The sequence below is a fragment of the Pseudomonas sp. PARCl1 genome (genome assembly GCF_947311875.1).
GTDB lineage: Bacteria > Pseudomonadota > Gammaproteobacteria > Pseudomonadales > Pseudomonadaceae > Aquipseudomonas > Aquipseudomonas juntendi.
The window spans coordinates 36,636-61,747 of sequence record NZ_CAMZMX010000031.1 but is presented as its reverse complement, the minus strand read 5'-3'; the positions used below and the strand labels follow the sequence as shown (position 1 = coordinate 61,747).

16 protein-coding genes and 2 pseudogenes are annotated in these 25,112 nt (G+C 55.0%); 11 read left to right on the top strand and 7 right to left on the bottom strand.

The genetic code is table 11. The features are described from left to right. The first annotated feature begins 365 nt into the window (after nt 1-365). The 8 genes from ihfB to QME24_RS16630 all read left to right on the top strand — a co-directional run bounded on the left by ihfB (nt 366) and on the right by QME24_RS16630 (nt 12,548). On the top strand, nt 366-662 hold the full coding sequence (ihfB, locus tag QME24_RS16665; RefSeq protein WP_003252675.1) for an integration host factor subunit beta: 297 nt from the start codon (nt 366-368) through the stop codon (nt 660-662). 19 nt (nt 663-681) lie between these two features. After that, nucleotides 682-945 (top strand): lipopolysaccharide assembly protein LapA domain-containing protein, encoded by a 264-nt coding sequence (locus QME24_RS16660; protein ID WP_029887945.1) that lies wholly within the window; start codon nt 682-684, stop codon nt 943-945. A gap of 102 nt (nt 946-1,047) precedes the next feature. Continuing rightward, the gene (locus QME24_RS16655) at nt 1,048-2,478 is read left to right on the top strand and encodes an MBL fold metallo-hydrolase (RefSeq protein WP_281690903.1); all 1,431 of its coding nucleotides are present in this window, start codon (nt 1,048-1,050) and stop codon (nt 2,476-2,478) included. 319 nt (nt 2,479-2,797) lie between these two features. After that, the gene (locus QME24_RS16650) at nt 2,798-4,240 is read left to right on the top strand and encodes a mannose-1-phosphate guanylyltransferase/mannose-6-phosphate isomerase (protein WP_054890062.1); all 1,443 of its coding nucleotides are present in this window, start codon (nt 2,798-2,800) and stop codon (nt 4,238-4,240) included. Nucleotides 4,241-4,367: 127 nt separating this feature from the next. Continuing rightward, nucleotides 4,368-5,729 carry a phosphomannomutase gene (locus QME24_RS16645; protein WP_281690902.1) on the top strand — a complete coding sequence of 454 codons (1,362 nt, stop codon included), beginning with the start codon at nt 4,368-4,370 and terminating at the stop codon, nt 5,727-5,729. Nucleotides 5,730-5,731: 2 nt separating this feature from the next. Beyond that, nucleotides 5,732-6,526, top strand: a complete 795-nt coding sequence (locus tag QME24_RS16640; protein ID WP_029887949.1) for an ABC transporter permease — start codon at nt 5,732-5,734, stop codon at nt 6,524-6,526. Then, complete coding sequence (locus QME24_RS16635; protein ID WP_054890061.1) at nt 6,523-7,740, top strand: ABC transporter ATP-binding protein; 1,218 nt, start codon at nt 6,523-6,525, stop codon at nt 7,738-7,740. Before QME24_RS16640 ends, QME24_RS16635 begins: the two co-directional genes overlap by 4 nt. Beyond that, on the top strand, nt 7,737-12,548 hold the full coding sequence (locus tag QME24_RS16630; RefSeq protein WP_281690901.1) for a glycosyltransferase: 4,812 nt from the start codon (nt 7,737-7,739) through the stop codon (nt 12,546-12,548). Before QME24_RS16635 ends, QME24_RS16630 begins: the two co-directional genes overlap by 4 nt. A 378-nt stretch (nt 12,549-12,926) precedes the next feature. Here the strand turns inward: QME24_RS16630 and rfbC are convergent, their stop codons facing one another. The 4 genes from rfbC to rfbB are packed head-to-tail and all read right to left on the bottom strand — an operon-like array spanning nt 12,927 to nt 16,367. Beyond that, nucleotides 12,927-13,475, bottom strand: a complete 549-nt coding sequence (gene rfbC, locus QME24_RS16625; RefSeq protein WP_029885231.1) for a dTDP-4-dehydrorhamnose 3,5-epimerase — start codon at nt 13,473-13,475, stop codon at nt 12,927-12,929. Further along, nucleotides 13,475-14,356 carry a glucose-1-phosphate thymidylyltransferase RfbA gene (gene rfbA / locus QME24_RS16620; RefSeq protein ID WP_009685979.1) on the bottom strand — a complete coding sequence of 294 codons (882 nt, stop codon included), beginning with the start codon at nt 14,354-14,356 and terminating at the stop codon, nt 13,475-13,477. The genes rfbC and rfbA overlap by 1 nt, the downstream gene beginning before the upstream one ends. 11 nt (nt 14,357-14,367) lie before the next feature. Then, on the bottom strand, nt 14,368-15,270 hold the full coding sequence (gene rfbD, locus QME24_RS16615; RefSeq protein ID WP_281690900.1) for a dTDP-4-dehydrorhamnose reductase: 903 nt from the start codon (nt 15,268-15,270) through the stop codon (nt 14,368-14,370). After that, nucleotides 15,267-16,367 (bottom strand): dTDP-glucose 4,6-dehydratase, encoded by a 1,101-nt coding sequence (gene rfbB, locus QME24_RS16610; RefSeq protein WP_070085799.1) that lies wholly within the window; start codon nt 16,365-16,367, stop codon nt 15,267-15,269. The genes rfbD and rfbB overlap by 4 nt, the downstream gene beginning before the upstream one ends. Nucleotides 16,368-16,936: 569 nt before the next feature. Here rfbB and QME24_RS16605 point away from each other — a divergent pair. Together QME24_RS16605 and QME24_RS16600 are read left to right on the top strand one after the other, a co-directional pair. Then, nucleotides 16,937-20,377, top strand: coding sequence for a glycosyltransferase (locus QME24_RS16605; RefSeq protein WP_281690899.1), 3,441 nt, complete (start codon nt 16,937-16,939; stop codon nt 20,375-20,377). Continuing rightward, nucleotides 20,377-21,390, top strand: coding sequence for a hypothetical protein (locus QME24_RS16600; protein ID WP_281690898.1), 1,014 nt, complete (start codon nt 20,377-20,379; stop codon nt 21,388-21,390). Before QME24_RS16605 ends, QME24_RS16600 begins: the two co-directional genes overlap by 1 nt. A 364-nt stretch (nt 21,391-21,754) precedes the next feature. On the opposite strand, the pseudogene QME24_RS16595 reads toward QME24_RS16600, so the two are convergent. After that, nucleotides 21,755-22,263, bottom strand: a pseudogene (locus tag QME24_RS16595) (transposase); the annotation flags it as partial. A 62-nt stretch (nt 22,264-22,325) separates the two neighbouring features. Between QME24_RS16595 and tnpB the strand changes: the two are divergent. Continuing rightward, entirely contained in the window at nt 22,326-22,520 is a 195-nt protein-coding gene (tnpB, locus tag QME24_RS24765; protein WP_348650969.1) for an IS66 family insertion sequence element accessory protein TnpB, read from the top strand. Between the two features lie 156 nt (nt 22,521-22,676). Here the strand turns inward: tnpB and QME24_RS16585 are convergent. Then, nucleotides 22,677-22,811, bottom strand: a pseudogene (locus tag QME24_RS16585) (IS5/IS1182 family transposase); the annotation flags it as partial. A gap of 91 nt (nt 22,812-22,902) precedes the next feature. Beyond that, nucleotides 22,903-24,330 (bottom strand): sialidase family protein, encoded by a 1,428-nt coding sequence (locus QME24_RS16580; protein ID WP_281690897.1) that lies wholly within the window; start codon nt 24,328-24,330, stop codon nt 22,903-22,905. Nucleotides 24,331-25,112 lie beyond the last annotated feature (782 nt).

The window sequence follows — 25,112 nt, the reverse complement described above, 5'->3', positions numbered from 1 at the left end:
TGGTGCGCAAATCGAGCGCCGCCCGCGCGGCGCATCGCGAGCTGCGCTCGCTCCTACGTTTGTTTCGGGCCAGTGAGTTCTGTGGGATTTGTGCGCGTACGTTTTGGTGTATGTCGCAATACCGCGCCATACCAACCAAAGCGTTCGCGCGCACCTGGCCCAAGCATAATTGGCCCGAAAAAAACGTAGGAGCGAGCGCAGCTCGCGATGCGCCGCACGGGCGGCGCGGCCTCCCTAGACCATTCCGGTAAAACTTCAATCTTGAAATTTTTTATTAAGTCAAGATGCACCCTGTTCAAATCCTTCCCAGCGTGCTACAACCTGCTTAAGCAATGATCTAGCTGCTTGATAACGAAGGGAAAAATATGACGAAGTCGGAGCTGATCGAACGTATTGTCACCCATCAAGGGCTGCTCTCGTCCAAGGACGTGGAGTTGGCCATCAAGACCATGCTTGAACAGATGTCACAATGCCTGGCTACCGGCGATCGCATCGAGATCCGCGGTTTTGGCAGCTTCTCGCTGCACTATCGCGCCCCACGCGTAGGTCGTAACCCCAAGACCGGCCAGTCGGTCAGCCTCGAAGGCAAGTTCGTACCGCACTTCAAGCCCGGCAAAGAGTTGCGCGACCGGGTCAACGAAGAAGACGAGGCCGAAGCCTGAGCACTCAAGGAGCAATCTGATGCGTAACCTGAAGCGCGCCCTGGCGGCTATTTTCGTGCTGCTGTTGGCGGCGGTGGTGTTGTTCTTCGTGCTGGAGAACCAGCAGCCCGTTGCGCTGGTGCTGTTCGGCTGGGCTGCGCCCGAACTACCCGTGGCTGTCTTGGTGCTGGCAGCGCTGGTCATCGGGCTGGCTGTCGGCCCGCTACTGGGCGCGTACGGCGTTCAACGCAGCAAGCGCAAGATCAAGGCGTCTGCCCGGCAAGCGGCATTGAGCGGTAACTAAGGAAATTTCCTACGCCTTCCTGGGAATAGTCCGCCTATGCACAGGCTGGCCGCCATGAAGTAATAGCCCACTTCATTTATGGCCAAGTTGAGTGTGCGTAGCATGGAGTTCCCCTGCCTTTTCCATCACGGTGGCACCCGGGGTGTGACTGGGTCCTGCCACCAGTTGCACTTGGCCTCGTGTAGCAGTTTGCTGGTCGACTGTGGGTTGGAACAGGGCACCGATGCGCCGCCTGGTGCAGAGTCCGCGCCGCTCAGCTTTGATATTCAGGGCATTCGCGCGCTAATCGTCACCCACGTACACCTGGACCATGTCGGGCGCATACCTGCGCTGCTGGCTGCAGGTTACCGCGGCCCCATAATCTGCAGCGAGCCATCGGCGCGGCTATTGCCGCTGGTACTGGAGGACGCCTACAGGGTGGGCATCAACCGCGAGTCTGCTCAGGTGGCGCGGTACCTTGAACGGGTCACAAGCCTGATTGTGCCTTTGCCCTTCGAGCAGTGGCATGAAGTGGTGATGGAGCCGGGTTTGCAGTGTCGCATCCGCTTGCAGCGTGCAGGGCACCTGCTTGGGTCGGCATATGTCGAGTGCGACCTGTTGCATGGAAGTATCAACACCCGTTACGTGTTTTCAGGCGACCTGGGCAATGGTGCCAACCCATTGCTGCGCCCGCTTCGGCCCCCAGAGCGGGCAGATGTGCTAGTGCTGGAGAGTACCTACGGTGACCGCCTGCACCCGGTCAAGGGCGGTCGGCAGCAGCAGCTGGAGGCGGCAATTGATCGCGCCTTGGCCGACAAAGGCACCATTCTGATTCCGGCCTTCAGCCTGGGGCGTACGCAAGAGCTGCTGTACGAAATAGAGGATATTCTGCACCGCAAGGCATTGACCGGAGCCCGCGGCGAACCGGGTGACGAAGATCCCGTCAACTGGTCGCAGTTGCCCATCATCCTCGACTCACCCTTGGCCCAGCGTATTACCGGTGCCTACCGCGACCTGCACGAGTTCTGGAACGAAGAGGCGAGGGCGCGGCTGGCGCAAGGGCGTGATCCGCTTGGCTTCAACCAGTTGATCACAGTGGACACCCATGCCAAGCACCAGCAGGTAGTCAATTACCTCAGCAGCACCGTTCGACCGGCCATCGTCATTGCAGGCAATGGCATGTGTTCGGGCGGGCGGATTGTCAATTACCTCAAGGCCATGCTGGGGGATCAGCGGCATGAGGTGATGTTTGTGGGGTATCAGGTGAGGGGGACGCCGGGTGCGGTGATCCAGGCCAGTGCGGGTGCGCAGGGGGACGTGCAGGTTGAGCTTGATGGGGTAATGCATGAGGTGAAGGCGAAGGTGGTCAGCCTAAGCGGTTACTCCGGGCATGCTGACCAGCGGGCGTTGGTGGCATTTGCCATCGGCACGCCGGGGGTGCCTGAGCACATCATTCTGGTGCATGGCGAAGGGCGTGCCAAACGTAGCCTTAAACAGGCGCTCATGTCTGGCCTGGCGCTGCGTGGGTCCGTTGCAGAGGTATCAATCCCGTAAAAACGCTCGATTAGTGAACGTTAAGCCACGGCGTTGTCTGATCGTCATGTCATCAGAGCGCGACGCCCGGCTGTCGAGTATCTGGAACCGGTAGGTTGTAGCGCTGTCACTAGGGCCCCTATACAAGCTACGCAAAAAAATCTCTGTTATTCTACGAGCCTGAGCTTGCGCCTTGGAGCCGATTGGTGGCTAAGCGTCATTTTGCCGGGCGGGTACATTTTATTGCCGCTGCCCTCCCTACGTGGCGGCTGTCAGATTTATAAGACACATGTAGGTTTCCTGAGGTTTTAAACTTCAAGTTGCCGTTAAGGACTCGAATATGGAATTGATCCCGGTAATCCTATCCGGTGGCGTTGGTAGCCGTCTGTGGCCTGTATCGCGTGAGGCTCACCCCAAGCCGTTCATGACCCTGCCAGACGGGCAGAACCTCATTCAGAAAACCTTCCTGCGCGCCGCCGATTTGAACGGTGTGGTTGAAATACTAACCGTAACCAACCGCGAATTGTTGTTCAAAACCGAGGACGAATACCGCACGATCAATAAACATAACCTGAGCCAGGGTTACATACTTGAGCCCTTCGGCCGCAATACCGCGGCTGCCGTTGCAGCTGCTGCGCTGCAGCTACTTCAAACGCATGGTCCACAGGCCAATATGCTGGTACTGGCGGCTGACCATCTGATTCAGAATGAGGCGACCTTCGCCGACGCCGTGAACCGGGCTGTTCAGCTGGCGGGCCAAGGCTGGCTCGTCACATTCGGCATCAAGCCGCAGTACCCTGAAACCGGGTTTGGCTATATCGAAGCTGCCGCCGGCGGCGTGCTCGAAGGTGGCCTCAAGGTTGAGCGTTTCGTTGAAAAGCCTGACGCGCAAACGGCTGAGTCTTATGTTGCCGCAGGCAATTATTTCTGGAATGCGGGCATGTTCTGTTTCCAGGTTGGCACCGTGATCGAGCAATTCAAGGCTCATGCTCCCGATGTGCTCGAAGCTGTGGAGAAAACCCTCGAAGCTTCGCGCCGCTCGACGTCCAAAGGGTACAGCTGCCTGGCGCTGGATGCCGAAAGCTTTGCCAATGTGCCAGACATTTCCATCGACTACGCCCTTATGGAGCGGTCGAGCAAGGTGGCAACCATCCCATGTGATATTGGCTGGAGCGACATCGGCTCGTGGAACGCGGTGAGCGAGCTGACCCCACCGGATGAGCACGGCAACCGCTTTGATGGTGAGGTGATGGCTTATGGCGCAAGCAACAACTACGTGAGCACCGAAGACCGCCTTGCCGCACTGGTGGGCGTACAGGATCTGCTGGTGGTGGATACTCCGGACGCTTTGCTCATTGCCCACAAGGACCACGCTCAGGACGTTAAACACATCGTCAAGCGTTTGAAGAGCGATGGTCATGCCGCCCACTTGTTGCACCAGACCGTTCACCGCCCGTGGGGTACCTACACCACGCTGGAGGATGGTGAGCGCTTCAAGATCAAGCGCATCGTGGTGAAGCCCAAGGCGTCGCTGTCGCTGCAGATGCACCATCACCGCAGCGAGCACTGGATTGTGGTCAGCGGTATGGCCGTGGTAGTCAACGACGATCAGGAGTTGATGCTCAATACCAACGAATCCACTTTCATTCGCGCCGGCCACAAACACCGTTTGCAGAACCCGGGCGTAATTGATCTGGTACTGATCGAAGTTCAAAGCGGCGACTACCTTGGCGAAGACGATATTGTTCGCTTCGAGGACAACTACGGTCGTTGCGACGCCTGAGTCCAGGCTCTCCCGTCGGTCCCGGGCGCCTGACCCTGGCGCGGGGCCGACCCCATTCGGCAAGCTTTCGCCGACCATCCCTTTCTAATGGCGTTCGCTCAAGCGTCGCTGTATACAAGTGAGATGTATGTACCCACCGATCCAGACCCGCTGCTTCAAAGCCTACGATATTCGCGGCCAGGTGCCGAACGACCTCAATGACGACATCGCCTACCGCATAGGCCGTGCCTTGGTTGCAGAACTGGGCGGGCGCAGTTACGTGGTAGGTCGTGACATGCGGCTGGAAAGCCCGGCGCTCTCCCAGGCACTGGTGAATGGGCTGACCGAAGGGGGCGCCAATGTGATTGACATCGGCCTGTGCGGCACGGAGGAAGTTTACTTTGCCACCAGCCATTATCAGGCCGATGGCGGCATCATGGTGACTGCCAGCCATAATCCAAAAGGCTATAACGGTATGAAGCTGGTGCGGGAGCAATCGCGCCCCATCAGTGGTGATACTGGGCTGGATGATATTCGGCGCCGTGTAGAGGCCGGTGACCTTGGCGTCGCAGCCTCTGTGGCAGGCACTGTTCGCTCGGCTTACGATAAAGGCGCTTATATCGACCACCTGTTGACGTACGTTGACCTGGCCAGTCTCAAGCCGCTGAAAGTGCTGGCAGACCCAGGTAACGGCGCCGTAGGCCCGGTGCTGGAGCTACTGAAGGCGCGCCTGCCGCTGGAGCTCACCATCATCAATGGTGAACCTGATGGCAACTTCCCTAACGGCATCCCTAACCCCTTGCTGCCGGAAAACCGTGACCTTACCCGCCAGGCTGTGCTGGATACCCGCGCCGACATGGGTATCGCCTTCGATGGCGACTTTGACCGCTGCTTCTTCTTCGACAACCAGGGGCGTTTCATCGAGGGCTACTACGTAGTAGGCCTGCTGGCCGAGATGCTGCTGGCGAAGCATCCTGGTAGCAAGATCATCCATGACCCACGCTTGACCTGGAACACGATCAAGCAGGTCGAGGAAGCGGGCGGTGTGGCGATTCAGAGTAAGACAGGCCACGCTTTCATCAAGGAGCGAATGCGCGCTGAAGACGCTGTTTACGGCGGCGAGATGAGCGCCCACCACTATTTCCGCGATTTCGCTTATTGCGACAGCGGCAATATCCCTTGGTTGTTGGTGGCTCAGTTGATGAGCGTGACAGGCAAGAGCCTGGGGCAATTGGTGGACGAGCGTATAGCGGCGTTCCCGTGCAGCGGCGAAATCAATTACGAAGTGGCGGATGTCAAAGGCACTATCGAAAAAATACTCGCCCACTTTCTGCCGCAAAACCCCAGCGTTGATCGCACCGATGGCATTAGCGTGGCGTTTCCCGAGTGGCGCTTCAGCCTGCGTGGTTCCAACACCGAGCCGTTGCTGCGGTTGAATGTGGAGAGCCGCGGTGATCAAGCGCTCGTTGATCGTCAGGTTGCGCAAATCGCCGGCCTAATCAGAGGTTAATTATGTTTGGCATGATTCATGGAGTGTGGAGCTATCGCGGCTTCATCCTCTCTTCCATCAAGAACGAATTCGTTTCACGTTTTGCGCGAAGCAAGCTGGGCGGTTTGTGGATGATTATCCACCCCTTGGCCCAGGTCGCCATCTATGCGCTGATTTTATCCAATGTGCTGTCGGCCAAGTTGCCGGGCATCGACAACAAGTACGCCTATGCGCTGTACCTGATGGCCGGCATTCTGGCCTGGAACCTGTTCGCTGAAATCGTCAGCCGGTGCCTTACGCTGTTCATTGAACAGGGCAACATCATGAAGAAGATGCGGTTTCCGCGCATCACGTTGCCGGTCATTGTGGTGGGCTCATGCTTGCTGAACAACGTCTTGTTGTTCGCAGCTGTGATGCTTGTTTTCGCGTTGCTGGGGCACTACCCAACGCTTCAATTACTATGGCTGATACCCCTGGTCATGATCGTTGTTGCGCTTAGCGTAGGGATTGGCCTGGTATTGGGTATTCTCAATGTATTCCTGCGCGATGTTGGCCAAGTTGTGCCAATCGTGCTGCAGGTCTTGTTCTGGTTCACCCCCATTGTCTACATGGTCAATGTAATCCCTGAGCATTTGCGGGTTACCCTCAGTTTCAACCCCATGTACCCAATCGTCACTGCGTATCATGACGTGTTGGTGTTTGCCAAAGCCCCTGACTTGAGCCAGGCAATGGTCATGGTAGGCATTTCGTTCGGGCTGCTGCTGCTTGGCCTGTTCCTGTTCCGTCGCTCCGTGCCCGAAATGGTGGATGTGCTATGAGCCTGTTGAGTGTCAGTGATGTCGGCAAGGCCTACAAAACCTACCGTTCAGAGTGGCAGCGCATTGCCCACTGGTTCTTCCTGCCCTCGAAGGCAACCAGTGAGCATTGGGTGCTGAAGCACATCAACTTCGCGATCGAGCCCGGTGAAGCCATTGGCATCATCGGCCAAAACGGTGCCGGCAAGTCAACACTGCTTAAAATGATCACCGGTACCCTGCAGCCAACCCAGGGCCGGGTACAGGTCAATGGCCGGATTGCGGCGATCCTGGAGTTGGGCATGGGGTTCAACCCAGAGCTGACCGGCCGCCAGAACGTGTATCACGCTGCCGGCTTGATGGGTTTCGATGCTCAGCAGATCAACGGTGCGATCGACGACATCGAAGCCTTCGCCGAAATTGGCGAGTACTTCGATGAGGCCGTACGCACCTATTCCAGTGGTATGCAGATGCGCGTCGCATTTGCTGTGGCCACTGCGTTTCGGCCGGAAATTCTCATTGTGGATGAGGCGCTGTCTGTGGGTGACAGCTACTTCCAGCACAAAAGTTTTGAACGCATCCGTGAATTTCAGCGCCTGGGCACCTCGTTGTTGATCGTTTCTCACGACCGCGGCGCTATCCAGTCGTTGTGCAGCCGGGCACTGCTGCTGGAGAACGGTTCGATCATCAAGGACGGCCCTCCCGAGCAAGTCATGGACTATTACAATGCCCTGATTGCCGAGAAGGAAAACAGCACCGTGCAGGTCAAGCAGTTGGCCGACGGTACCGTACAAACTCAGTCAGGTAGTGGCGAAGCTACTATCGGTACGGTTGCACTTTACGATGCTGACGGAACGCCGGTCGAGTTCGTGGCGGTGGGCGACAAGGTAACGTTGAGTGTGCAAGTTGATGTACATGCGCCCATTCCAGAGCTGGTGGTGGGCTATGTCATCAAGGATCGCTTGGGGCAGCACGTGTTCGGTACCAATACGCATCACCTTGGCAAGGCTCTGAAGGGGCTGACGGTTGGTGAGCAACTGGAATATCGCTTCGATTTCGACATGAATCTCGGGCCTGGCTCTTATTCTGTGGCCATCGCCTTGCACGCCAACGAAGTGCATATCGGTAGCAACTACGAATGGCGAGACCTGGCGCTTGTGTTCAACGTCGTCAACACCTCAAAGCCCCAATTTGTCGGGATGGCATGGGTGCCAACAGCTGTGGAGTGCATCCGGTGAAAAAACCGTTCTATCGCGCGTTCGAGGACCGTTACCGTGGCTCTGCAGCACTGATCACCGAGCGGCTGGAGGTGTACTTGCCGTTCCTTCACCCGCTGCTGGCGCTGGATGACGAACACCGAGCGATCGACTTGGGTTGCGGCCGTGGCGAGTGGCTGGGTGTACTGGCCGGGCAGGGCTTCAATGCCGTTGGTGTCGATCTGGATGACGGCATGCTGGAGCAATGCCGAATCGAGGGTTATGCCGTTGAAAATATCGACGCCGTTGCCAAGCTCAAATCCTTGGCTGACGGTAGCCAGGTACTGGTGTCCGGGTTCCATATTGCCGAACACGTACCCTTCGCGGTTTTGCAAGAGCTTGTAGGGCAGGCGCTTAGAGTACTCAAGCCTGGCGGGCTGCTGATTCTGGAAACCCCTAACGCTGAAAACCTTATGGTGGGGACCAACAGCTTCTATCTTGACCCTAGCCATGAAAAGCCCATTCCCAACCTGTTACTCAGCTTCCTGGCTGAATACGAAGGCTTTGGGCGCAGTAAACTCTTGCGTTTGCAGGAGCTCTCGCCATTACCTGCACCCGACGATATGCGCCTGGTGAATGTGCTGAGCGGCGTAAGCCCGGACTATGCGGTAATCGCCCAGAAAGATGCCCCGCAGTCCACACTTTCGGCCTTTGCCAGCGCATTCGATAACGAATATGGCGTGACCCTGGAGGCCTTGGCTGAACGCTTTGAAGAAAGACTGGCTAATAACTTTCAGCAGCTGGACGAAAGCGTAGCCGGCTGCAGTGAAGTGCTGGCGCAAGTGGGTCTGGACATGGCCGAGCATCAGGCGGCCCATGCAGACTTGAGCCAGGAAGTGGAGCGTTATCGCGCCGAACTGGAGGGCCTCAAGGAAACGGTGCACAGCCTGCACAACCATTTGGGTTATGCCCACCAGCAGCTGGCTGCGGCGGATGAGCGCATGGCGGCAATGCAAGCCTGGATCGAACAACAACAGGCCAAATCCCTGGTTGCCAGGGTTAAACGCACCGCCAGACCACTTGCGGTCAAAGTGATACGGTCGGTATTGGGCAATCAGGCGCTGCGCCATAACGCCAACCAGTTACTGCGCAGGTTCCCTAAATTGCACCGCCAGCTGAAACTGTTCGCGCAAAATCGCGGGCTGATTGGCGGCGGCGCGTTCGCGGCTGCGGGCCCCGGGCACCAGGGGTTCCAGGCAGTGGACTACACCCGCGTCAGCTTCGCGGTTTATCCTAAAGCGCCGTTGTTGCCTGAGGCCTGCTACCTCAAGTGCGAATCTGTCGCACCGGCCTTTGGGGCTGTCCGCATTACAGGGCATATCGAAGGTCATTACAGCCTTGCCATTGTCAACCGCGGGCTGGGTGTGGCGTTGTACGACCTACTGGAAGGCAAGCTCGCGTTCCAGCCTTACCACGGCAAGGCGTACGACAACGTACTCGAAGTACCTGCGTTCCAGCAGCGGCTGACGAATGCCGTAGGCCAGCGCTTTGATGATGCGTTGGAAGGGGAAGTGCTGTCGATCGTTCATCACTACCCCATGATCAAGGACCTGCAAGGGGCCGGCATGCGCCTGGTCATCTTCTTCTGGGAAGAGACTGCGGTACCGCACGACACCATAAGCTTCCTTAACGAAAACTTTGATGGTGTTATCGTGGCGGCCTCTTTCGTGAAGAAAGTACTGCATGATTCCGGCTGTGAAGTGCCGGTGTTCATCTGCCCTGTCGGCGTTGACCACATCATCACCAGTGAAGTGGTACCCATTACCGACATTCGGCCAGCAAGCGGGCAGCGGTTCCGCTTTTTGCATGTATCGTCGATGTTCGAGCGTAAAGGCCCGGACGTGTTGCTTGAAGCTTTTGCCGAGGCGTTTTCCAGCGCGGACAACGTCGAGCTCTACATCAAGACGTTCCCTAACCCGCACAATCGCGTTCACGAAATGATCGCCAAGCTGTCCGCCGAGCGGCAGGACATGCCGGCGATCGTGGTTGACGAAAGCCCCATGGACGACCAAGGCATTATCGCCTTGTACCGCTCCGCCCATACGCTGGTTCTGCCCACCCGTGGCGAAGGTTTCAACCTGCCTGCGGCAGAAGCCCTGGCAATTGGCTTGCCGGTAATAGTCACGGGGTTCGGCGCGCATGTCGATTTCTGCACACTTGGCACCGCCGAGTTGCTGCCATTCCTGTTTGCCAAGTCGGGCAGCCACCTCGGGGCAGCCAACTCTTGCTGGGTTGAGCCAGACAAACATACGTTGGCCCTCAAGATGGGTGAGCTTCGCGGCAAGATTGTCGAAGGCGACCATGCCCTTGAACAGCGCCGGCGGCAGGGCATAGAGCTGGTACGCAGCATCTACACCTGGCAGCAGAGTGCGCAAGCGGTTCTGGCGAGTGCCAACTGGCTCAAGCACGAAATGCCAGCGGCCTCGGCTGGCAAGACTAAGTTGGTGGTGGTGTCGCCGTGGGCTACCAAGTGCGGTATCGCTGAATATACCCAGGCATTGCTGAGCGAGTTCACCGCCGACACCTACGATATCCGCGTTTACTGCGATGAACGCACCACGGATACCACCTCCGAGGTTTATCAGCCCGCCTGGCGGCTGGCCGATGCCAAATCGGTATGCAGAGTGCTGGCCAATGAGGGGTGCGCTGAAGCGGATGTGGTTCTGGTTCAGCATCAGCCGAGCCTTTTCGCCCTGACTGACGAAGTATGCGAGCGTTTGGCGCAGTTGCATGACCAAGGCAAGGTGGTAATGCTTGAGTTGCACTCGACTCAACCGCTGATCACCGACCATCGTCTTTCCGAAAGGGCCGTACGTTCGCTGCACAAACTTGACCGCATTATCGTTCACAAGCCAGAAGACCTGAACAACTTGCTGGTGTTGGGCTTGGCTGCCAACGTGATGATGATGGCGCACGGTGTCATATCGCCGCTCACCGACGTACAGCCTGCAGCTGTTCGCGATGAGCTGGGCATCGCTCAGGATGCCTTGGTCATTGCGTGTTTCGGTTTCATCCTTGCGCATAAAGGTATCGATACGTTGATCGAGACCATTCTGCCGCTGGCGCAGGAAACAGGGCGCAGCGTTCACATGCTCGGCTTGCACTCCATTCTTGATGCGCGCAGCGAACAGACATTGGATGCCTACCGGGCCAGGGCAGTTGAACTGGGCGTGGATGACCGGATCACTTGGGTTACCGACTTCCGGCCCATCAAGGAATGCTTGCGCCTCATGAGCGCTGCGGACTACGTGATCTTCCCGTACAAGGAAACCCAGGAGAGTGCCAGCGGCGCAGTCACCATCGGCATTACTACCCTCAAACCGGTACTGGTAAGCCCGATCCATATCTTTTCAGACATGGCCGAAGCAACGCTGCAAATGGCAGGTAGCCACGCAGCGGATATCGTGGCGTCGATTGCCGAGCTTGAGCGCGACCATGAAAAGGCACAAGCATTGGTAGCCCGACAAGAGCGCTGGATTGAAGACCGCAGTTGGGGTCGGGTTTCCGCCCGTCTGAGCGCTACCGTGCAGGCGCTGTTGTTCGAAACCCAACACCTGGCCCCGGTTGTGGATAAACATCGCCGGCTCAGCCCAGGCATCAGCCCGACAGTACCTAAAAAGTTGTTGGTAGATGTATCTGAGCTTTATTTCCGTGATGCCAAAACCGGTATCCAGCGGGTGGTGAAGCGGGTAATCAGCGAGTTCCAGCGTGGCGAAGGCGTGGATTACCAGGTTATTCCGATTTTCGGTGTTACCGGCAAAGGGTACCGTGTTGCCAGTGGTTATCCAGGTTCCAGTGCTTATGTGGCCAGCCTGAACGAATGCCCTATCGAATACGCGCCGGGGGATGTGTTCCTGGGGCTGGACCTTAGTGCGCATTTGTTCCCGGAGTTTGATAAAGAGCTCGAACGCATGCGCCGCGCGGGCGTCAGTATCCACTTTGTGGTCTACGACCTGATCCCGTTGTTGCACGCGAAATTTGCATACCCTGGTATCGATGGAGCATTCAACAACTGGATGCGTTCTATCAGCCAGTATGCCGACGGCGTTGTAGCGATTTCGGCCGCAGTGGCTGCTGACGTCAAAGTATGGTTGCAGCAGCATGGTGGCGGGCGCGTGATGCCTTCCATCAGCCATTTCCATCTGGGTGCTGATATCGAAGAGGTTCAAGGCCAGGGTGGGGTGACGTTGGAAGATGCCTTCATTGAACAGTTGAAGGCAGTGCCCACGTTCTTGATGGTGGGCACGCTCGAGCCACGCAAAGGGCATGCACAGACATTGGCTGCATTTGATTTGCTATGGGCGCAGGGGGTCGAGGTCAACCTGGTGCTGGTTGGCAAAGAGGGCTGGGCTGTTGAGCAATTGGTGCAGAACCTGCGTGCACACCCACAGCTAGGCAAGCGCCTGTTCTGGCTGCAGGGCTTGAGCGATGCCGACCTGACCGAGCTTTACAGCGCCAGCTGTGCGTTGATTGCCGCGTCGGAGGCCGAAGGCTTCGGCTTGCCGTTGATTGAAGCTGCGCAGCACAAACTGCCCATCATTGCGCGCGATATCCCCGTGTTCCGAGAGGTGGCGGGGGAGTACGCGTATTACTTCCAGGGCGGTGCAGCGCGTGAGCTGGCGCAGGCCGTGAAGCAGTGGTTGGCGCTATTGGAAAAGGGCGCCCAGCCGCTGTCGGATGAAATGCCTTGGCTGCATTGGAGTGAAAGTGCTGCTGAACTCAAGCGCCAGGTATTGGGCGTGGTGCAGAGCACTGAGGTGAAGCACGAGGGGCCTGCTAAAGTGTACTGAGTGCAAACGTTCGGCCACCCATGAACCCTGCAGTACGGCGCGGCCGCACTGCGGGGTTTTTGCTAGTTGGTGAATGCACTTCTAAGGGGCTCGTCTTTCCTGATGGGCGCCAGCGCCCGGGCATGCAGGAATGGTGGGCCCAACCTAAGAGCGGCGCAATTAGCGCACGATCGTCGGGGCTGCAATCCACCCTACGGGCGCCTGAGAGCCCGAATTGGGATATCGCAGAGTGTGGCCTACAACGAAGGGGCAAGATCATATAGTCAGTGGAGCCAATGCTACTCGGCGGCATGTAAGCACCTCCACCGAAAAAGCCTGGTGCCGGTATCTGTCTAGAGAAAAGGCTGCGTTTTCGCAGCCCTTCTCTGTGGCAAACCGTTAATCGAACAGCTCTGCGTCAGCCAGGGCCACCCCGAGCTGATCTTTGCCAGACAAGCTTGGGGTAAAGTCGATAGGCCACTCGATTCCGACTGCCGGGTCATCCCATGCAATACAGCGCTCGCACTGCGGCGAGTAGAAATCGGTGGTCTTGTAGAGGAACTCTGCGGTTTCACTCAAGGTGACGAACCCGTGGGCGAAGCCTGGCGGGATCCACAGCTGGTTCTTGTTCTCCGCTGACAACACCGCACCCACCCATTTACCGAAGGTAGGGGAGGAGCGGCGGATATCTACCGCAACGTCGAAAACCTCACCCTGCACCACACGCACCAGCTTGCCTTGGGCGTGAGGTGCCAGCTGATAATGCAGGCCACGCAGCACGCCTTTAACCGAGCGGGAGTGGTTGTCTTGAACAAAATCAGGCTGCAGGCCAGTTACTTCGCTGAAGACGCGGGCGTTGAAGCTCTCGTAGAAAAAACCTCGTTCATCGCCGAATACCTTCGGGGTAAACAGAACGACTTCCGGGATGCTCATCGCAATGGCTTGCATCAGAATACCTTCTCTTTCAGCAAGTTTTGCAGATACTTGCCGTAACCGTTTTTCAGCATGGGTTGAGCCAGCCGCTCGAGTTGCTCGGCGTCGATCCAGCCAGCGCGGTAGCAAATTTCTTCAGGGCAGGCCACTTTCAAGCCCTGACGGCGCTCCATCGTGGCGATGTATTGGCTTGCTTCGAGCAGGCTGTCGTGCGTACCGGTGTCGAGCCATGCGTAGCCGCGGCCCATGATTTCAACCTGCAACTGCTGCTGTTGCAGGTAGAGATTGTTGAGGTCGGTGATTTCCAGCTCGCCGCGCGCGGAGGGCTTCAGGTCGCGGGCCAGGTCGACGACTTGGTTGTCATAGAAATACAGACCAGTGACGGCATAGCTCGACTTTGGAACAGCCGGCTTTTCTTCCAGAGACAACACACGGCCGCTGTCGTCGAACTCAGCCACGCCGTAGCGCTCTGGGTCGTGCACGTGATAGGCGAATACCGACGCACCGGAATCCCGCTTGTCGGCATTCAGCAGCAGCGCCTGGAAGTCATGGCCGTAGAAGATATTGTCACCCAGTACCAGCGCAGATGGGTCGTTACCAATAAAGTCAGCGCCTATGGTAAACGCCTGCGCCAACCCGTCCGGGCTCGGTTGTACCGCGTAAGACAGGTTCAGGCCCCACTGGCTGCCATTGCCCAGCAACTGTTCGAAGCGCGGGGTGTCTTGCGGGGTAGAAATGACCAGGATGTCCCGGATCCCGGCTAGCAGCAGCGTGCTGAGCGGGTAATAGATCATCGGTTTGTCATAGACCGGCAGCAGCTGCTTCGAAACCGAAAGTGTGGCCGGATGCAAGCGTGTACCCGAACCGCCAGCCAGAATAATTCCTTTACGAGCCATGAGAGTCCCTATTACTGGATTTCGTCCAGCATACGTTGCACGCCTTGCTCCCAAAGCGGCATTTTGAAATTGAACGTTTTTTCCAGCTTGGCCAGCGCCAGGCGCGAGTTGCGCGGACGCGGAGCAGGTACTGGATAAGCTTCGGTGCTGATCGGGGCAACCTTATCAGCCGTCACTTTGAGCGCCACGCCGTTGCGCTGTGCGTGCGCCAAGACGAACTGAGCAAAACCATGCCAGCTGGTTTCACCGGCTGCGGCCAAGTGGTAAACCCCTGCCAGGTGACGGTTGTCTTGCCCGTTGAAGATTTGCCGTAGGATGTGAGCGGTAACGTCGGCGATTAGTTCAGCGCCCGTTGGAGCACCAAACTGGTCTGCCACCACGCTCAAACCTTCACGTTCAGCAGCCAGGCGCAGCATGGTCTTGGCAAAATTATGCCCGCGCGCAGCATACACCCAGCTTGTGCGCAGCACCAAGGCCTTGGCGCCGCTGGCAAGGATGCCACGCTCGCCCTCAAGTTTGGTACGGCCATAGACCGAGAGAGGGCCGGTAGCTGCGGTTTCCTCCCAGGGCTGGTCACCGCTGCCGTCAAATACATAATCGGTGGAATAGTGAACCAACCAGGCACCCAGCGCTGCTGCTTCGCGTGCCAACACGGCGGGGGCTTGCGCATTGATCATTGCGGCTAATGCCTGGTCGCTTTCTGCTTTATCTACTGCTGTGTAGGCAGCAGCGTTGACGATTATGTCGGGCGCCAGTTGACGAACCGTGGCGGCCAAACCATCCACTTGGGACAAATCGCCACACAAGCCTTCAGCCCCTTGGCGGTCCAGCGCGATGAACTCGCCTAGCGGCGCCAGAGCGCGCTGCAGCTCCCAGCCTACTTGACCGTTTTTCCCTAGCAGCAGGATTTTCACGCTTTATTCGCCCCGTATTGCTGTGCCACCCAGTCACGGTAGCTGCCGTCCATGACGCCTTTGACCCATTCCTGATTGGCCAGGTACCAAGCGACTGTCTTGCGAATGCCGGTTTCGAAGGTTTCCGCAGGTTTCCAGCCGAGCTCACGCTCGATCTTGCGGGCATCGATTGCATAACGGCGGTCATGGCCTGGGCGGTCGGTGACATAGGTGATGAGTTCGGCATACTGCTCGACAGCCTTGCCGGTTTTCTGGTTTATCACTTGGCGCGAGGCCGCTGGTGCAAGCTCGTCGAGCAAGCTGCAAAGGGTATGGACGATGTCGATATTGGCTTTTTCGTTCCAGCCGCCAATGTTGTATGTCTCGCCGAACGCACCGGCTTCCAGTACACGACGGATGCCCGAGCAGTGGTCCTCGACATATAGCCAGTCGCGAATTTGCTGGCCGTCGCCATAGACCGGCAGCGCCTTGCCTGCCAGGGCATTGACGATCATCAGCGGTATCAGTTTTTCCGGGAAATGGAACGGTCCATAGTTGTTGGAGCAGTTGGTAGTGAGTACCGGCATGCCGTAGGTATGGAAATATGAACGTACCAGGTGGTCGCTGGCTGCCTTGCTGGCCGAGTACGGACTGTTTGGCGCGTAAGGGGTGGCCTCGGTGAAGGCCGGGTCGTTTGGCCCGAGTGTGCCGTAGACTTCGTCCGTAGAAACGTGAAGGAAGCGGAATGCCTCCTTCTCCGCGCCTTCCAGGCTGTTCCAGTGGGCCCTGGCGGCTTCCAGCAAGCGGAAGGTGCCCATCACGTTGGTCTCGACAAACGCTTCAGGGCCAGTGATCGAGCGATCAACGTGCGATTCGGCGGCGAAATGAACCACGGCGCGTGGGCGATGCTCGGCGAAAAGCTGGGCCAGCAGTGCTGCATCGCAGATATTGCCTTGGACGAATTGGTGCTGTTCGTTACCTGCCAGCGATTGCAGGTTCGCCAGGTTGCCTGCGTAGGTCAGGGCGTCCAGGTTGAGCACGGGCTCCTGGTTGTGCGCACACCATTGCAGAACGAAATTTGAGCCGATGAAGCCGGCTCCGCCTGTTACTAGAATCATAAATTAGCTCTAATTGGACAAAAGGTGTTGTCGTAGACAGATGACGCTGAGAAACTTCGCCACGGCAGCGCGAGGCAGGCAGCTAGCGTTGCGATGAATTAGACCACCCTGATGTCGAAAAATACACTGCTGGGTACTGGTACTGAGCCTGCCGCGCGGCGCCCGCTTGGTAAGGTCGAGTACCTTCGGGCAGCGGACCAGATCTCTCGGTCGGCAGGGCCTGGCTGGGGGCGCCCCGTTTTGTGCAACAAAATGTGTATGAACAACGCAATTTAAGGAGATGGAAATAAGTGCTGACAAGTCATGGAAATCCTATGTTACCGCTGTTCGGGGATTGTAGTCCGGCGGGCATACTAGGGCAGGACTTGGCTCCGTCCACCGGCCGATTTTGCGAATTACGATTTGATATTTTAAATTGTCAGCGTTCCTGAAATGGGATGGAAGGCGATGGCAATTCCTGCATTAGAGCACCCCAACGAGAAAAACAAGAGGCTTGATTTTTTGCAGGTTGACGTCGTTCTCTATGTTTCAGCTGTCTGGCGCTCTTGTATATTCATAGGAAAGTGGAAATGTCTGTTAAGGAAGGCTTGCCGAGCGTTGATGAGCAGGCGGGTTCGCAAGTTAAAAAAAGCGCAGTGACCGCCCTTCAAAAAAAAGGCGGTTCGGCGCGCTTTGTGTTGGATCTAGCTTATTATCGGGAGCGATACCCAGATCTTTCTTCAATGACCGATGAGGCATTGGAGCAGCATTGGCACACGTTCGGTTATCAAGAGGGTCGTTATGCATCGGCTTCCCACGAGAGTGGTGATGCGAAGCTTGTTGCAGAAGCAGTGCTCCATGCCGCTGAAAGTGCAGCTGTGACAGAGTCTGATGTTCCGACAGTTGAACTGGACTTCTATCTGACTTTTTACCCCGACCTCCGGGCTGGCGGCGTTGACACTCAAGCTATTGCCGAAATGCACTTCCATCGCTACGGCCGGGCGGAAGGGCGAATTCCGTCAGTCACAGAATGGGCGAAAAAGCACGGCGTTCCTGAACAACTGATACCGAGTGGATTTAGTCTTTCTGCCGTCATTGAACGGAGCGCCAAGCGCGGTCTCGAGCTTGAGCCACAACGTATTATGGGAATCTTTCTAGGGCAAGATGTTATACCCGTTGATCTCGCCGATACGCCGCAGAAAAGCCAGGCTGTATTTTCCAAGCTGGGTGCCCATTATCTTTCGTCTCACAAGGCTCAACAGGGCCGAATTCTGCTTGAAGCAGCCCTGAGCTTGGGGCCTTGTGCAGATGCATGTGGTCGGCTAGGCGGTAGCTACATGGACGACGGCCATTTCAACATTGCTTTGCAGTATTTCGATGCTGCCGCGCAGCTACCCAACCCGCCGGTCTGGACAGCCTTCAACAGAGCGCACTGCCTGGCCAAGCTGCATCGACTGGATGAAGCGATTCAGGTACTTGCTGATGGGATTGCAGTCAATCCGAACCACCGTCCCCAGCAAGACGAACTCGAACGGCTCGCAGAGCAAAAGTGGCGCGACGTGCATGCGAAGTTAATGACTCGAGTGGATACGCTGGACCGTGAACGCTTGATCAGCGACGCTTACAGTTACGCTACTAAGGTGTATCGCGCTTTTCTTCCGGTCTTCGGCGGCCCGTCGCAAGGCCCATCGGAGGATTTGCCAGCGCTGCCGCCTTTGGTCGATCTGAATACTGACCGTATCTTGATCGTGGGTGATTTCCACGTGGCGCAGTGCGTTCGTTATCGCATTGAGCAAAAAATCGAGCAGTTAGAAGCAGTTGGCAAGCATGTGACCGCAATCAACTGGACTGAGCTCGATAAACATAAGAACGCATTGGCTTTGCACGACGTGGTGATCTTCTATCGAGTACCAGCAGTAATGCAGGTGATCAGGGCGATCGCTCAAGTCAACGCAACTGGCAAACTCAGCCTGTATGAAATCGACGACCTGCTTTTCGTACCCGAGTACCCACCGTCTATCGAAAGCTACGGCGGCTATGTTTCACTGGCCACCCACCGTGAATTAACGCGCGGTATGGCCTTGTTCAATGCTGCCGCGCGACTTTGTCGCCAAGGTATTGCATCAACGGAACCGCTCCGTTTGGAGCTGGCCAAGCTGGTCCGAGAAAATAAATGTTGGCTGCATCGCAACGGCCTGGATAGCCTGAATCGAATTCGCTCCAGCGATAAATCGCACAAAAAGACCATCGACATTTTCTATGGCAGCGGTACGCAGGCACACAACACCGATTTTATCGAGCAAGCGCTGCCTGCGATTCAGCGCGTTCTCAGTGAGATACCCCAAGCTCGATTGGTTGTCGTCGGCTATCTGCGCCTACCGACTGCATTCACTGCTCAATATGCCAAGCAGTTTACTCAGTTGCCCGCGATGGATAGCGTCCAAGGCTACTGGTCGCTGCTCGAGCAAGCAGATATCAATATCGCTGTACTACACGATGACAAAGTCAATGCGTGTAAAAGTGAGCTCAAATGGTTTGAAGCAGGCTGTTTTGGCATTCCGTCTGTCTTGAGCAGCACCGCCAATTATCGGGATGTTGTCAGAGATGGAGAGGACGGCTTCCTAGCTACCACGGTCGAGGAATGGTATTCCGCGCTGAAAAAACTGGCAGGGAGTCAAACGCTTCGGAAGAAGGTAGGCCAAGCTGCCCAGAAGCGGGCCGAAAGCGATTACAGCCTGCACGCGCTAGGTAGTACCTTGGCAGCTACGCTCGATGGTGTTGCAAGCGCCACTCAACAAGCCAAGCCGAAGAAGAAAATTGCGTTGGTCAATGTGTTTTTCCCTCCACAGGCCATCGGTGGTGCGACCCGCGTGGTGGCAGATAACTTCTCAGAATTCAGAAAGTCTTATGCAGATGACTTTGATGTCTGTGTCTTTACAGCTGATGTAGAGTGCAGGCCGCCCCACGAGATGACGGTCTATTCCTACGAGGGCTGCCGAGTCTACCGGTCAACGACTCTCTGGCGTGAACACATGGATTGGCATCCAAAAGATCCGGAGATGTACCGCCTTTTCCAGGAATTTCTTGAGCTTGAGAAGCCCGATCTGATTCACTTTCACTGCGTCCAGCGACTGACTGCGTCGATCGTTGAGGCTGCACGGGATGCAGGAATTCCGTATGTCGTCACGATTCACGATGCCTGGTGGATATCGGATTTCCAATTCTTGGTCGATCATAATTCTAAAGTTTATCCTCATGGACATCCGGATCCTTACCAGCTCATTGACTTACCAACCAATATAAAGTTGGCAGATTCCATTGAGCGCCGACGAGACTTGAAAGAGCTATTACATGGTGCATCAAGGGTGTTGACGGTTTCCAAAGCCTTCGCAGATATTTATCGTAAAAACGATATTCCTCAAATTGAAGTTGTAGCCAATGGGGTCTCTAGCAATGTTTTGTGGGCAGTAAAGGATACCTCTCATACTAAACGAGTGGTTTGCGGTCACATTGGCGGAATGTCGGAGCACAAGGGCTACTATTTGCTCAAGGAAGCGGTGCTCCAATGTCAGCCAGAAAATATTGAGCTTCTGATTGTCGATCACTCCAAAGAAGAAGGATACGAACATCAATCTGTTTGGGGTAAGGTGCCGGTTAGATTTGTCGGTCGAATCGATCAGAAAGGTGTGGTAGGCTTATATGGGAAAATCGATGTATTGTTTGCTCCGTCGATGTGGCCAGAAAGTTTCGGTCTTGTCACGCGGGAAGCCGTCGCTAATGGATGCTGGGTCGTCGCTAGCAACATGGGAGGAATAGGAGAGGACATTATCCCACATAAAAATGGTTATGTTATTGATCCTAGCTTGGAGGCATTGGCAGTTACGTTGAACCATATTAATGGTTCCGTGGCCCAGCATAAGGCTGCATCCCGCAGTGAAGTGAGGAGAACATCTGCTAGCCAAGCTATGGATTTGAAACAAATCTACATGGCCTTAGGCAAAGTTCATACTGTTGGTAGGAAGCATAGATAATGGAAGTGACGAATATTGGTTTATCTTCGGTTGTGATAGAGTTCGCGCGCGCCGAGACTGCCGAGAATGCGATTCTTAGCCAACAGGACCGCGAGGTGCCATTCAAATGGGTAGCTGCCGGTGATACACAGCAAGCCGCGATCGAGATCAATATCAGAGACTTCTCAGTTTATGAGAGTTTACTGCTGACTTCTGATGAATATAAAGTTGAGCTGGCTGATGCTTTTGAAAAGTATAGGTTAAACGAAAATAAACTAGCAGACGAATTTTACGTCACAGGTGCCATTATCAATGCTGCGACTCGAGGCATGGATAATAATGAGTTATTTTTCGTTGCCTATAATGCTCTATCAATAATGCCAATAGGCAACCATTTCTTTGGTGCATTGATTACTCTGATATCCTATAAGTATCTGGAGTCGCCAGATTATCGAGGATGGGTGCTGGAGGTTCTGTTAGATGCCAAAAGTAAGTTTGATGCGTTTGTAGGATATTGTACTCCTAACTTCGCTCGTTGGGGTATTTCCTCGGCTACAGCTTTCGCTCTTGTACTTCTTCTTAATGATCAGGTAGGCAATGCTGAAGATGTGATTGATTCAGCACTTGGGAAATATGATCCTAATCTGAATCAACTAAGTTATTGGAATTACTGCCAATGTCTGATTTTGAAGGCCACTATCCTAGCGCATTCAGGTAAAGTTAAAGAAGCTGGCTGGAAGTATCTCGCGGCTTTTGACTTTTCGAGAAAAGCTATAAATGATATTTTCCATTCTCGTAATGATTGGGTTTTAGGACAGATATCGGACTGCCATGCGCTTTTAAATCTTGGCGAGCTAGCGATGAAGTGTGCGACTAGAAGTTTGGGGAAAATACCTTCCGAGTCTCGATACGCTGACATAAAATATAGCGGAAAGATTAGTTTCGCGCCAGTTTTCACAAGATTTCAAAACTCACTGCCGAGATTCAACAGTAATTTCTTTAACGCATCCGAGAAGTTTTTTAATGCAGTCTAAAACTCTGCCTGAACTTTCCTCCGAGAACGAGTTTTAAGATATATAGCTAGGTTGCTAATGAAACTTATTCCTAGTGCGAATGAGTTTCATTTTGCCTAAGTTCTGAGTAAATGGAATTTGAATCTCCGGCAAATTTTATATATGGGAGAAGCTCGTTTGGCGCAGCTAGCTTATTTTATTTGTGGGTTGGAGGGGTTTAAGCCTTTTTTCTAATTGTGGAAAGAGGAATTATATTAATTGGCTAAGACCTATTAGGTTTCAATATGTATGCTCAATTCCTCGTCGTCGAACAGTAACCCATCCATGGACCCCACCTACCGAGTAGAGGAAGTCGCAGTTACCGTGGAATCTCCGGCGAGCAGTTCTACGGCAGTACCGCTTCATAGTCCGCCACAGATTGCGCGTGGGGGAGTCGCTCCAGCACGTGGCGCAGCCCCGTATAAGGCTCTTGGCCGTTGATCCTCAGTCTCGGCCAAGCTGTAGATCTGGGCACTGACCTTAGCGCTCTCGGGCGTGCCGCTGAACACCCAGGCCCTACGACCGATGACAAACGGCTTGATCGAGCGCTCAGCCAGATTGTGGTCGATTGGCAGATAACCAGCCTCGACGTGACTCACCAACCGGCTCCCCTTACTCGCTAGATAAATCACGGCCTTGTCCAACGCGCTTTGCGGCGTCACTTGGGATTGGGCCCTGTCCAACCAACTTTTCAACTGGGTCTGGACTGGCAGGCGCTACACAACGCTGCTCATCACTAGCGTCTTTCAGTTCGCGCTCGATTCTATACAGTTCGTTGATCATCGTCGGCGCAACATCGGCCCGTCCGGTTTTGCCTTTCGGCTGCACCTTCTGCGCCTCGACAAATTTTAAGCGCTCCATGAACACCACATTCAAAGCGCTTACCTGATCCCCGATGCTGTTCTCCCGATTTCTTTCTGGAGCTCGCCGACCATGATGCGACCCGACGGCAAAGTCGAAAAAGTGTACCTCTACCCAAGCCTGTCGACTTTCGAAAATCGATTGATGGCCTGGCTGCGCTGGTCAAACTCGATATCAAGATGGCGGTGTTTGACCCAGTGCTTTTCGTCTTCCTCAACAAGCCTCGCAATCGCGTGAAAATCCTTTACTAGGGTGTGTCACCAACGCTGGCGTCACCCCGCGATGCTCTATCAAAGATGGGAGTAGGTCTCCCGAAGTCTGCTTGCAGGAACCGGCTTCAAACCACCCTGTGCTGCTGCGTCCAAAATGCGTGGTGGTGAGCGACCGTTGAAAAAGGCGCCAATGAAGGGGTAATGCGGCTCGATCAACGCGACCAGTCCGCTCCACGGTACGACCTGTTCCATCTCGGCCAGGAAACGCTCACGACGGATCTGCTTGCGCTTACCGGCATATTCAAAATCGGAGAAGCTCATCTGACTCATGGGCAAAACTTGTTGGCGTGGATGAACGGAGCGCTATTTCAGCACAGGTCAGGCTGCCTGTGCTGACTTGATCGGTGTTCCCCTAGACCTCTCATTGTCTAGCTGGATCACTAATGACGTTCACCAGCGGCTTACTCGAACCTGAAATGATTTCCTGCTCGATTACTTTAGAAACGCGAATCTGCCTATTACTGTCCCTTCCGCTATCATAAATGACGAAGATCTCACTATCGTCTCCAAAAGCAACAACAGGGTATGAGACCTGTATCGCAGCGTCAGGCTCTATAATTTTTTTAAACTTCCAGGAACGACCTTCGTCTTCCGATAAGCCCACCGTCAAGGTTCGCCGGACGGTATCGTTATTCCAGCAGAGTAGCAGTCGACCAGATGGGGTGCGTCCTAGCCACACTCTGGACGATGAGCTAGGTGCAATGACTTTATAATCTTGCCATGGCGTCCAACTCCGCATCCCATCTTTGCTGACAGAGAACAGCACCTGGGAATTTTTGCCCTGCCACCGTAGAAGAGCTGCCACAGCGCCATCCTTCCGCTCGACAAACTCCGTCTCAAAGAAACCACTATACTGCCCATTGTTATTGGGAGGCAAGCGCGAAACGTGCTTGACTCTCTTCTTCTTCCAATCAAGCTCGTAGATGTGTGGGCCTACATGATCCATATACATAGGCGGCTCCTCAGCAGAGAATCGCCACCCGTCGATAGCCATATACCACCTGTCACCCACTTTGATGGGAACCCTAGGAACTCCATGATATGAAAGTCGAAACGGCTCACTCCAGACAGGATCCTCAGCGTTTGGACTATCGTTCACAATTGCCCATGACCCACCAACACCATCATAATGCTGGTTATTACCAAGGACTCCGTAGAACAACCATAAACGACCATCTGGATCAGTCCAAAGCATTGGGTCGACTATTTGATTTCCGGGATGCTCAGGGGAATATGTGAGGTATCCATACTCCTTGAAACTCTTGTTTTTATCATCCGAGTATGCAAGCACTGCAAAGTTACCAGGTCCCTCGCCGGCAGTTTTATTATCTGCTCGCCATGCAGCCCAATACCTGTTTGGGCCTGAGCGGGATATAGTCGGTGTTGCTTGATATCTTCGCCCAGACAAAATATAATCTGCATCGTTGATATTGCGCTCAATACGCGCAGGCGAATCAACGTATACAACTTTAGGGCGCTGCTCAAAGCTCTCGCTTGACTTCGCAGTCTGATCTATATTTTGCTTGGCTGCAGCTACCGCATATGGGCGGGTATCCTTCATTGCTATTGGCATTACCTTATCTTTACGCGTGACAGTATCTTCCAAATTACTTTGTTTTTTTTCGCTAGCATCTGATGAAAATACTGGGCTTCTTATATTTCCTGGCTTAGCATCTATAATCCAACGGCTAGACCCAGTATCCAGCTGAGCAATCCTACCACCCCCAACGGCGATAGCTGACGTGGCTTCTCCGAGCTTTGGCGCTTCGATCACTGGTAGGCCATCCAACTGCAGTCTCCTTTCTGGTCTGATTCGATCTAAGGCCTATCTACGCATGATCAAGCATAGCTCCGAACGGGGCGGCGGCTAAGTTACATCCAATAGGCTTGGAATATGATCTGAAATCTTGGCAATGGTTCGCCCAAAATAGAGAAGATATGGATGTGGGGGCTCGCCGGCAAGCGCTAGTCGCAAAAACTAGCTTGGTATCGTACCCAATGCGCTGCCTCCATTTGGCTAGCAGGGCACGCACCTTAACCTCTAGACTGTCTTGCGTAGCATACCGGTTGACTGTGTAGGAATGGCTACGTCCAGAGCACTGTGAGGGATCCATCATCCCCACATTCCAGTCTTTCACCTGATTCGCGATGCTGGGACCCGATTTCTTTCTGGAGACGGCCCAGCATGATGCGCCCTACAGCGAGGTGGAAAAGGTTCACCCCCATCCCAAGCCTGTGGATTTTAGGTCCCGAACGGCACGATGATTATCCACGGCAAAACAGAACGGCTGTTTACACCCTCGGACCGCAGGGAAGATTAGTATCCGTTAATACGGAGCTGAAATGTGGTCGATCGCTAACTAAACGGTCAAACCCCCTTGCTCTGACACAGAATTGAACATGCGCGCTATCCGGACTGACAGCGCTTCGAAATCTGTCGTATCTCAGGCCAGGTCTTCCAACGCTTTCGTTGCCCTCGAAAATGCGCTGTCGGCCGTCAACCTAATCGCGGTGGAAAAAATGCTGATGGAAGCTACGGGAGTCTAAAAGGGCCCAAGGCCCAGTCATTTG

Coding starts and splice junctions, on each gene's coding strand:
- QME24_RS16635 (WP_054890061.1), top strand. CDS start 6,523: ATGAGCCTGTTGAGTGTCAGTGATGTCGGCAAGGCCTACAAAACCTAC.
- QME24_RS16645 (WP_281690902.1), top strand. CDS start 4,368: ATGTACCCACCGATCCAGACCCGCTGCTTCAAAGCCTACGATATTCGC.
- QME24_RS16660 (WP_029887945.1), top strand. CDS start 682: ATGCGTAACCTGAAGCGCGCCCTGGCGGCTATTTTCGTGCTGCTGTTG.
- rfbC (WP_029885231.1), bottom strand. CDS start 13,475: ATGCAAGCCATTGCGATGAGCATCCCGGAAGTCGTTCTGTTTACCCCG.
- QME24_RS16650 (WP_054890062.1), top strand. CDS start 2,798: ATGGAATTGATCCCGGTAATCCTATCCGGTGGCGTTGGTAGCCGTCTG.
- QME24_RS16640 (WP_029887949.1), top strand. CDS start 5,732: ATGTTTGGCATGATTCATGGAGTGTGGAGCTATCGCGGCTTCATCCTC.
- rfbB (WP_070085799.1), bottom strand. CDS start 16,367: ATGATTCTAGTAACAGGCGGAGCCGGCTTCATCGGCTCAAATTTCGTT.
- rfbA (WP_009685979.1), bottom strand. CDS start 14,356: ATGGCTCGTAAAGGAATTATTCTGGCTGGCGGTTCGGGTACACGCTTG.
- QME24_RS16600 (WP_281690898.1), top strand. CDS start 20,377: ATGGAAGTGACGAATATTGGTTTATCTTCGGTTGTGATAGAGTTCGCG.
- QME24_RS16605 (WP_281690899.1), top strand. CDS start 16,937: ATGTCTGTTAAGGAAGGCTTGCCGAGCGTTGATGAGCAGGCGGGTTCG.
- ihfB (WP_003252675.1), top strand. CDS start 366: ATGACGAAGTCGGAGCTGATCGAACGTATTGTCACCCATCAAGGGCTG.
- QME24_RS16655 (WP_281690903.1), top strand. CDS start 1,048: ATGGAGTTCCCCTGCCTTTTCCATCACGGTGGCACCCGGGGTGTGACT.